The sequence below is a fragment of the Agromyces humi genome, assembly GCF_009720255.1.
Taxonomy (GTDB): domain Bacteria; phylum Actinomycetota; class Actinomycetes; order Actinomycetales; family Microbacteriaceae; genus Agromyces; species Agromyces humi.
Window position 1 is genome coordinate 1 of record NZ_WJSP02000554.1, and the last position, 1,891, is coordinate 1,891.

The 1,891-nt window shown below is 72.7% G+C and carries 4 protein-coding genes; 2 read left to right on the top strand and 2 right to left on the bottom strand.

Features of this window, described 5'->3' with window-relative positions:
• Both GH736_RS22160 and GH736_RS22165 read left to right on the top strand, forming a co-directional pair.
• A partial coding sequence (locus tag GH736_RS22160; protein WP_159607118.1) for a hypothetical protein occupies positions 1 to 564 on the top strand: 564 nt, incomplete at its 5' end.
• Positions 565 to 610: 46 nt separating this feature from the next.
• The gene (locus tag GH736_RS22165) at positions 611 to 1,126 is read left to right on the top strand and encodes a 2'-5' RNA ligase family protein (protein ID WP_159607120.1); all 516 of its coding nucleotides are present in this window, start codon (positions 611 to 613) and stop codon (positions 1,124 to 1,126) included.
• A gap of 8 nt (positions 1,127 to 1,134) precedes the next feature.
• Here the strand turns inward: GH736_RS22165 and GH736_RS22170 are convergent, their stop codons facing one another.
• Positions 1,135 to 1,329, bottom strand: coding sequence for a hypothetical protein (locus GH736_RS22170; RefSeq protein ID WP_159607121.1), 195 nt, complete (start codon positions 1,327 to 1,329; stop codon positions 1,135 to 1,137).
• 46 nt (positions 1,330 to 1,375) lie between these two features.
• Positions 1,376 to 1,768 carry a DUF1622 domain-containing protein gene (locus GH736_RS22175; RefSeq protein ID WP_159607123.1) on the bottom strand — a complete coding sequence of 131 codons (393 nt, stop codon included), beginning with the start codon at positions 1,766 to 1,768 and terminating at the stop codon, positions 1,376 to 1,378.
• Positions 1,769 to 1,891 lie beyond the last annotated feature (123 nt).

Genomic DNA, 1,891 nt, shown 5'->3' on the forward strand with positions numbered 1-1,891 from the left:
ACCGACGCCGACGGCGCGGTGCGCGTCACGGCGAGCCTCTACGACCCGCCCAGCCGGGAGGGCGCACCGCTCCACTGGTCCCGCAACTGGGCGAGCCTCGCCGTGCTGCCGCCGGCGCGCGACGCCGGACGTCTCTACTACCGCTTCCGCGTCTCCAGCCGCCTGGTGCTCGACGGCCGGGCCGAGCTCAGCCTCGCGTCCACGAGCGTGCACTTCGCTGTCGTGCCGGATGCCGCGAAGTCCAGCCCGTTCGAGGCTCCCGGTTTCGCCACGCCGATCGCGCGCCCGCTCGTCGGCGTGCAGGCCAGGGAGGACCAGGATGCCTCGGCATCGCAGGTGTTCGAGGGCTCGATCGCCGTACGCCAGGGCGACACGCCCGCGATGGCGTTCGTCATCGGCACCGACCTCCTCTTCCACGACGGCTGGGTGCGCATGCACGAGGGCTCGAGCACCTGGATCGGTCCCTCGGAGCCCGGCGCCAGCGGCACGGTCGAGTTCCGCTATGCCCCCGCGGCGATGCTGCGCCTGCTCGGACGACTCGACGAGCCGCACAAGGTGGCCTGAACCACCGCTCGACCCGACGGAGCGCGCCCCCGGCTAGACTCGCCGGATGGCGCGCTTCGTCGTCGTGCTGCCGCTCGTGCCGCTCGCCGCGGGCGACGAGTTCACCGTCGCCGACTGGCCGCTGCACGTGACGCTCGTGGAGCCGTTCCAGGCCGACCTGACCGGTCAGACGGTCGCGGCGATCGTCGGCGGCGTCGACGGCATCGGCTCGGGCGGATCGCCGATCCACGCCGCCGCCGGCGACGAGGCCATGTTCGGCCGCCGGCGTGACGTGCCGGTGACGCTCGTGCACGATGCGGGTGAGCTCGCAGCGCTGCGAGGCCGCGCGATGCATGCCTTGGCCGCGGCGGGCATCGACGTGCGTGCGCGCCTCGAATTCCGGCCCCACGTCACGCGCAAGCACCACGGCGGCCTTCGGCCCGGCGATCGCGTGGTGCTCGACACGGTCGCCCTCATCGACATGCGGCCGGCCGAGGGCGCGCATCATCGGCGCGTCGTCGCGGCATGGCGACTCGACGCGGCATCCGGAGCTTCGAGCAGCGCCGTTGCCGGCTCTCGCTAGCGATCCTGCTAGTGAGTTCCGCGGTCCCACTCCCGGACGTCGGGCTCGTCTCGTCGTCGCTGCGCGTCGCGCACCTCGTCGGGCTCCCAGACGTCGGGACCCTCCGTACCGGTCGAGCGGTCGCGTCGGATCCGCATCGCGAGCACCACGCCGAGCACCACGAGTCCGCCGAGCAGGAGCAGGGCGGTCGGCCACCATTCCATGAGGCGAACGGTACTCCGCCGACCGGGGCGCGGCAACGTGCTCCGATCAGCGGGATGAGGTCGGCGCGGCGTCCTCGGCGGGGGCATCGTCGTCGATGGGCTCGGCGCGCTTCTGCCACGGCCATCGTCCCGACACCTCGAGCTCGAGCGACCAGCTGAGGAACGTCCGGATGAGCACGATGATCGCGAGCACGAGCACCGAGTCGAGCGTGGGCGTCACCGCGACGGTCTTGATGATGTCCGCCGCGACGAGCAGCTCGAGGCCGAGCAGGATGGCGCGACCCAGCACGCGGCGGAACCGATCGTAGATCGGATATCTCCCCCGGATGCCGCGCAGGCCGGCGTCGATGCTCGCGTAGAGCACGCCGACGACGATGGCCAGCACACCGACCACGTCGATGACCTGGCCGATCGCCTCGATGGTCGTGCCGAACTCCATGGCGCCTCCCCGCCGCACACGCTAGCGCCGCGGAGGGGCCGCCGCGGCGCGACGTGCCGTTGACGCCGGATGACGGATGCCGCGGACGCGGCGCCTTCCCGTGCGCGCGCCCGCGGCATCCGT

Coding starts and splice junctions, on each gene's coding strand:
- GH736_RS22165 (WP_159607120.1), top strand. CDS start 611: ATGGCGCGCTTCGTCGTCGTGCTGCCGCTCGTGCCGCTCGCCGCGGGC.
- GH736_RS22170 (WP_159607121.1), bottom strand. CDS start 1,329: ATGGAATGGTGGCCGACCGCCCTGCTCCTGCTCGGCGGACTCGTGGTG.
- GH736_RS22175 (WP_159607123.1), bottom strand. CDS start 1,768: ATGGAGTTCGGCACGACCATCGAGGCGATCGGCCAGGTCATCGACGTG.